Here is a 6878-nt window from a genome sequence, read left to right as displayed (position 1 = left end):
CGCCGCCATCTCTTTTGCCGCCCCGTCGCAGGCCGGCTATTACAGCTACGGCTACAAGCCGCACTGCTTCATCAAGAAGGTGAAGTCCTACGACTACTACGGCAACGTCATCATCAAGAAGATCAAGGTCTGCAAGTAAGCGTCCCCGGCACAGACCTTGTGCGAAGGCCCGGAGCCCCAGCCTCCGGGCTTTCTGCCGTTTACCCTTGTCATCGGAAAAATAGAGGCTATATTATTTCCTATGAAAGGAGATGGTTCATGCAGCGCAAACCCATACCGCAGGCCAATGCAGAAGGCGCCGTGCTCACCAAGGCTGCCGTCAGCGCGGCCGACCGGCTGGGGCTGACGGCGCGCATCCTCTCGGCGGTCATCGGCGTTTCGGAGGCGACGGTGTCGCGGCTGAAGCGGCAGGACGTGCTCCTGGAGCGCGGCACCAAGCCCTTCGAACTGGCCGTGCTGCTCGTGCGCCTGTTCCGCTCGCTCGATGCCATTACCGGCGGCGACGAGGGTGTCGCCCGCGCCTGGATGACGGCGGAAAACGCGGCACTTCGCGCCCGCCCCGTCGATCGTATCATCTCCATTTCCGGTCTTGTCGATGTCCTTGCCTATCTGGACGCCCGCCGCGCTCTCGTCTGAGGCGCGACCCTTCTCGGGCAATGTCTGGCGCTTCGTCGAGGCGCAGCACCGCGTCTCGACGCTGAAACTCGTCGATACGCTGGAGGAGCAGGCGCTGCTGGAGGACATCCTGGAGGAAAGCAAGCCGGTGCTGCCGCCGGAATGCGCCGGCCTCGATTACCTGCTCGCCACGCCCTTCCGCTACGGCGCGGTCTATCCGCACGGCTCGCGTTTTCGCAGGGCAGGGCGCACGCTCGGCGTCTATTACGCGGCGCTGACGGTGGAGACGGCGCTCTCCGAAATGGCCTTCTACCGCCTGCTGTTCTTCGCCGAATCGCCCGCCACGCCGCTGCCGGCCAACGCCGCCGACTACACCGCCTTCTCCGCCGCGATCGGCACCGGACACGCCATCGACCTCACAACCCCGCCGCTTGACCGCGACGCGGCGCTGTGGACGCATCCGACCGACTACGTCGCCTGCCAGGCGCTGGCCGACGGCGCACGGGCGGCGGGCATGGCCGCCATCCTCTACCGCTCGGTGCGCGACCCTGCCGCCGGCACCAACATGGCGCTGCTCACCGCCACCGCCTTCGCCCAGCCGAAACCGGTGGAGCGCCAGACCTGGCGCATCCGGTTGTCGGCGCTCGGCGTGCAGGCTTTGTGCGACCACCCGCCACGCCGCATCGGCTTTTCCCGCGAGGATTTTCGCGCCGACCCGCGCATCGCCTCACGCGGATAGAGCGGCCTCGGCGAAGAAGTCCTCCGGCCCCTCCACCTCGATCAGCCGCCGCTTCTCGATCACCCAGAAGCGGTTCGCCACCGCGCGCACGAAGGCGCGGTCGTGCGAGACGAACAGGCAGCTTGCCTCGCGCGCCGTCAGTTCCCGCTCCAGCGCTTCCTGCCCCTCGATGTCGAGATGGTTGGTCGGCTCGTCGAGCAGGTAGAAGTTCGGGTTGGTGAGGCGCAGCACCAGCATGCCGAGCCGCGCCTTCTGCCCGCCGGAAAGCAGGCCGACCGGCCGCCCCTGCATCTCGATCGAAAGGCCGGCGCCGGCAAGCAGGCTGCGCGCCTTCTGGTCGCCGACATCGAAGCGGTGGATGATCGTGCCATGCGGCGTCTCGCTGTCGGACAGGTCGGACAGCGCCTGGTCGCCGTAACCGAGCACCAGCGACGGCGTCGCCTTGATGCCGTGATGGTTGGCACCTGCCGCCTCGACCGCCTGGCGGAGCAGGCGCACCAGCCGCGTCTTGCCGGCGCCGTTCGGGCCGAGCAGCACGATGCGGTCGCCCTGGCAGATGAATTTCTGGCCGGTGCGGAAGAGCGGCGTGCCGTCCGGCGTCTCCACCGAAGCATCCTCCAGCGTCACCAGCACCTTGGCATGGGTGCCGCGGTTGGCGAGCCGGATGGCGCCGGCCGAACGCTCCAGATGCGCGGGTTTCGCCGCATCCTCGATGCGCTCCGCCCGCTCCTTGAGCTGCTTGGTCTTCACCACCAGCAGGTCGCTGCCGGAATTGATGCCGATATTGTTGAGCTTGGCCGCCTGCTGGCGAAGCTGCTGCGCCGCCTTCATGTCCTTCTCGAAGCGCTTCTCTTCCGCCGCGTCCATCTCGTCCAGTGCCGCCCGCGCCCGGGAATAGGGCAGCGCAAAAAGCTGTGAGCGCTCCGGGCGCAGAAACAGCGTGCGGTTCGTCACGGCATCGAGGAAGGCGCGGTCGTGGCTGGAAATGACGACCGGCATGTCGCGCGGCAGCGATGCGAGCCACGCCTCCAGCTTTGCGATCTTGGTGAGGTCGAGATGGTTGGTCGGCTCGTCGAGCAGCAGCACGTCCGGCTCGCCGACGCGCACGCGCGCGATCAGCGCGATGCGCTGCCAGCCGCCGCTGAGTTTTGCAAGCGGCCGTTCGCGCAAGTCTTCCGGCACCTCCAGCTCTTCCAGCGTCACATCGGCCCGCCAGCTTTCGCTTTCCTGCTGCTCCGGGGAGAGTGCGGCGAGCACCGCCTCGCGGAAGGTGAGGCTGTCGAGCCCGGCAGGCAGGTTCTGCTCCATATGGCCGAGCGTCAGCCCGCGAGCGCGAAAAATCTCGCCGGTCGTCGGCTCGACATCGCCGGTGATGCATTTCAGCAACGTGGATTTGCCCCGCCCGTTGGCGGCGACAAGCCCGATACGATCGCCGGCGGCGACGGAAAGGGTGAGGTTGGCAAAGAGCGGCGTGGACAGCGTGACGCCGAGCGCACGGATGGTGATGAGCGACATGGGAGGTCTCTGGTCTTTCAGGGCCTCGGGCGGCGCGGCATTCAGCCGTCGGTCACGCGCAGAGGCTCAAGGAAATTCGACGCGGCAAACCGCGTCGCCGGAAAGGCAGACCAGAAGAAAAGTGTTCGTTCCGATCAGCCCTGCAAACGCATCTGCAGGGCATGACCGGGGCCATGCGTGCGATTAGGCAGGAAGTCGATCTTCACGCGCAGCCCCTCTCTTACGTGTTGCTAATCGGGCGTATGGGTAGCATTGGAAGGGAGAATTGGCAACGGGGGCGGGTGGAGCTACCCCCCTCTGTCCTGCCGGACATCTCCCCCTCAAGGGGGGAGATCGGATGGAGCACCGTTTCGCTCATCATGGACGGCGTGATTTTGGCAATGTTCACGCCTCTTGCCGATCTCCCCCCTTGAGGGGGAGATGGCCGGCAGGCCAGAGGGGGGTGCCAAGGCCTCAGACCTCGCGTTACCGCCGCAAACTCCCCAAAATCCCGCGCACCAGCGCCCTGCCGAGCGATGACGCCACGGTGCGGGCGACCGACTTCATCGCCGCCTCCGCCACCGTCTCGCGCTGATAGCCGGTGCGGCCCTTCGGCTGCTTCGGGGCGGGCTGCGCGGCCGGTTCCTCGTCGCCGAAGCCGGGCAAGGTCCAGCGGCTGCCGCCGGCGGGTTTTTCCTCGGGTTGGGCTTGCGCCTGTTCCTGCGCGGCGGCCGAATCGGCGGCTTTCTTGGCGCGCGCCGTCAGGATCTCGTAGGCCGACTCGCGGTCGAAATCCTCGTCGTAGAGGCCGGCGACGGGGCTGACCTTCATGATCGCCTGCCGCTCGGCCTCCGTCACCGGGCCGAGGCGCGAGGCCGGCGGGCGCACGAGCGTGCGCTCGACCATCGAGGGCGCGCCCTTGCCTTCGAGCGTCGAGACCAGCGCCTCGCCGGTGCCGAGATTGGTGATGACCTCGGCGCAGTTGAAATCAGGGTTCGGGCGGAAGGTGTCGGCGGCCGTCTTCACCGCCTTCTGCTCGCGCGGCGTATAGGCGCGCAGCGCATGCTGCACGCGGTTGCCGAGCTGGGCGAGCACGGTCTCCGGCACGTCGAGCGGGTTCTGCGTGACGAAATAGACGCCGACGCCCTTGGAGCGGATGAGGCGCACGACCTGCTCGACACGCTCGGTCAGCACCTTCGGCGCGTCGTTGAACAGCAGATGCGCCTCGTCGAAGAAGAACACGAGCTTCGGCTTTTCCGGATCGCCCACTTCCGGCAGCACCTCGAAGAGTTCCGACAGCATCCAGAGCAGGAAGGTGCCGTAGAGGCGCGGGTTCATCATCAGCTTGTCGGCGGCGAGCACCGAAATCGCGCCGCGCCCGTCATTGGTGGTGCGCATGATGTCGGAAATCTTCAGCGCCGGCTCGCCGAAGAACTGCTCGGCGCCCTGCTGTTCGAGGATCAGCAATTCGCGCTGGATCGAACCGACGGAGGCCTTGGAGATGAAGCCGAACTGGTTGGAGAGCGTCGCGGCATTCTCGCCCATATAGTTGAGCAGCGCCTGGAAATCCTTGAGATCGAGCAGCGGCAGGCCGCCCTGGTCGGCGATCTTGAAGGCGATGTTGATGACGCCTTCCTGCGCATCCGTAGCGTTCATCAGGCGCGACAGCAGCAGCGGCCCCATCTCCGACATGGTGGTGCGAACGCGATGGCCCTTCTCGCCGTAGAGATCCCAGAAGATCACCGGGAATTCCTGGAATTCGTAAGGCGTCAGCCCGATCTGGTCGGCGCGCTTCTGGAGGAAATCCTTGGGCTCGCCGATCGCGCCGATGCCGGAAAGGTCGCCCTTCACGTCCGCGCAGAACACCGGCACGCCGGCATTGGAAAACCCTTCCGCGAGGATCTGCAAGGTCACCGTCTTGCCGGTGCCTGTCGCGCCCGTCACGAGGCCGTGACGGTTGCCGAACTTCAGGTCGAGATATTCCGGCTTGTTGTTCGTATCGTCCGGCTTGCGGCTGGTGCCGATATAGAGCTTTCCGTCCTGAAGAATCGATTCCGTCACGTTGAAACTCCCTGAAACCGTTCGTCCCGGGTGGGGGCGGATCACCGCGCCATCCCAAGTTTTCATTGAATCGTCTCAGGCAGGTTATAAGGATAGTCCGGCACGGGAACAACACGCTTTCAAAGGGCGCCCCGTCCTGCCGTTCAAGGCCCGTGCGCCCGGCTTGAGTTTGCCGGAGAATTCATTTACCTTGACGTCAACGTCAATTTCCCTCGGAGGGTTTTCCATGAATGAACTCGTCACCCGCGTTGCCGATGCCGTCGGCATCGATGCGGCTCTCGCTGAAAAGGCCATCGGCATGATGCTCGGCTTCCTCCAGCGCGAAGCGGCCGACGGCCCGGTCGCCCGCATGATCGAAAGCATTCCCGGCGCCTCCGAGCTGGTTGCGCAATATAATGGCGAGGGCACGGGCGGCGGCGGCCTGCTCGGCGGCCTGATGAGCGCGATCGGCGGCGGCGGCGTCATGGGCCTCGGCCAGCAGCTGATGAGCGAAGGCCTCGGCATGGGCGAAATCACCGGCCTCGCCAAGGAAACCATGGCGGTTGCCCGCGAGCACGCCGGCGCCGACGTGGTCGACGAAGTCGTCGCCTCCGTACCGGGCCTCAGCCAGTTCGTCTGATCGGATAAAGCCCCTCCACGAGGCATCCCCCCTCTGCCCTGCCGGGCATCTCCCCCTCAAGGGGGGAGATCGGCAAGAGGCGAGCACCTTGCTCACAATGCAAGGTCGAAAGGGGGCGAAGCGGTTCGTCATCCAATCTCCCCCCTTGAGGGGGAGATGCCCGGCAGGGCAGAGGGGGGGGTGCCGCTACCGCCGCCGCGAAATCATCAGCGCGGCGGTGAACACCACGAGGATGAGGCCGACCGAGAGCGGTCCGGCTTTCGGCCCGCCGGCCTCCATGATTGCGCCGGTCATGCCCGATCCGGCACCGCTGCCCGCCGCATAGGCGAGCGCGAAGGCGGCGCTTCCCGCCACCAGCATGGTGCCGTTGTAGCGTTCGCCCAGCATGGTCAGCGCGCAGGTATAGAGCGAGAAGGTCGCCGTCCCCATCAGCGCGAAGACCGACAGGATCGCCAGCTCCGACTGCATCGACGGCAGCAGCAGATAGCTTCCCGCCGCCACGCTGACGGCGACCATCGCGACGCGCTCGCGTGGCAGTCGGTCGAGAGCCATGCCGATGAACGGCTGGGCGATCGCCGTCGGCAGCGCCAGCACGGTGACGCTGATTGCGGCAAATGCCTCCGTGTGCCCCATCTTCACGAAATAGACCGGCATGGCGGAGATCGCCGCGATATCGGCGAAACCGAAGACGAAGACCATGCCGACGAGCAGCGGTGCCGCCCGGAAGAAGCGGAAGACGTCGCCGGTCGACGACGGCTCCGGCACCGTGCGGGTGGAGAACATCAGCATGGCGGTGGCGAAGGCGACGATCGCCAGATAGACGGCGGTCAGCGCGAAGCCGAAGCCGCCCTCGCTGCCGAGCAGCGGAATGGCGAGCGGCCCCGCGGCAAAACCGGCGCACATGCCGGCGCCATAAATGCCGGAAACGCGGCCGCGCAGCCGGTCCGGGCAGGCGGCGTTCAGCCAAGCCTCGCCGAGCATGAAGATGAGGCTCGCAAAAAAGCCGAGCAGGAAACGCGCGACGAACCACACGGCAAAGGAATCGAAGGCCGCGAAGGTGGCGAGGCAGAACGAGCAGCCGATAAGGCTTGCGACGATCAGCCGGTCGGCCCGCCAGCGCGCCGTCAGGCTGCCGAGCAGCAGCGTCGAGGCGGCGAGGCCGCCGGCAAACGCCAGCGCATTGACGCCGATCAGCGCCGGCGAGAATCCGCGCGCCTCCAGCGTCAGCGAGATCAGCGGATAGGTGAGCCCCTGCGCCACGGAAAAGGCGGTGACGCCGAGAACGACGGCGGCAATGGCCGGCCAGTCCGGCGCGAAGACGGTGGGGGACGAGGACGACATGGAGGGCTC

General features: G+C 66.4%; 6 protein-coding genes. 3 read left to right on the top strand and 3 right to left on the bottom strand.

Going from position 1 to position 6878, the window contains the following annotated elements; translation table 11 throughout:
* The first annotated feature begins 258 nt into the window (after nucleotides 1-258).
* Complete coding sequence (locus VGN93_RS30485; RefSeq protein ID WP_327510585.1) at nucleotides 259-636, top strand: MbcA/ParS/Xre antitoxin family protein; 378 nt, start codon at nucleotides 259-261, stop codon at nucleotides 634-636.
* Nucleotides 596-1354 (top strand): RES family NAD+ phosphorylase, encoded by a 759-nt coding sequence (locus VGN93_RS30480; RefSeq protein WP_327510584.1) that lies wholly within the window; start codon nucleotides 596-598, stop codon nucleotides 1352-1354. Before VGN93_RS30485 ends, VGN93_RS30480 begins: the two co-directional genes overlap by 41 nt.
* Here the strand turns inward: VGN93_RS30480 and VGN93_RS30475 are convergent.
* Nucleotides 1343-2869 carry an ABC-F family ATP-binding cassette domain-containing protein gene (locus tag VGN93_RS30475; protein ID WP_327510583.1) on the bottom strand — a complete coding sequence of 509 codons (1527 nt, stop codon included), beginning with the start codon at nucleotides 2867-2869 and terminating at the stop codon, nucleotides 1343-1345. The two genes, VGN93_RS30480 and VGN93_RS30475, sit on opposite strands and share 12 nt — an antisense overlap.
* 465 nt (nucleotides 2870-3334) lie before the next feature.
* A complete protein-coding gene (locus VGN93_RS30470) occupies nucleotides 3335-4897 on the bottom strand; it encodes a helicase HerA-like C-terminal domain-containing protein (protein ID WP_327510600.1) in 1563 nt (520 codons plus the stop codon).
* Between the two features lie 238 nt (nucleotides 4898-5135).
* On the opposite strand from VGN93_RS30470, the gene VGN93_RS30465 reads away from it, so the two are divergent.
* Nucleotides 5136-5528, top strand: a complete 393-nt coding sequence (locus VGN93_RS30465; protein ID WP_256120779.1) for a hypothetical protein — start codon at nucleotides 5136-5138, stop codon at nucleotides 5526-5528.
* A gap of 186 nt (nucleotides 5529-5714) precedes the next feature.
* On the opposite strand, the gene VGN93_RS30460 is transcribed toward VGN93_RS30465, so the two are convergent.
* Nucleotides 5715-6869, bottom strand: coding sequence for an MFS transporter (locus VGN93_RS30460; RefSeq protein ID WP_327510582.1), 1155 nt, complete (start codon nucleotides 6867-6869; stop codon nucleotides 5715-5717).
* Between the last annotated feature and the right edge of the window lie 9 nt (nucleotides 6870-6878).

Origin of the sequence: Shinella sp. (assembly GCF_035998705.1) — a bacterium.
Taxonomy (GTDB): domain Bacteria; phylum Pseudomonadota; class Alphaproteobacteria; order Rhizobiales; family Rhizobiaceae; genus Shinella.
Note: the sequence above shows the minus strand (reverse complement) of the source record. Positions and strands in the feature narration are given on the sequence as shown.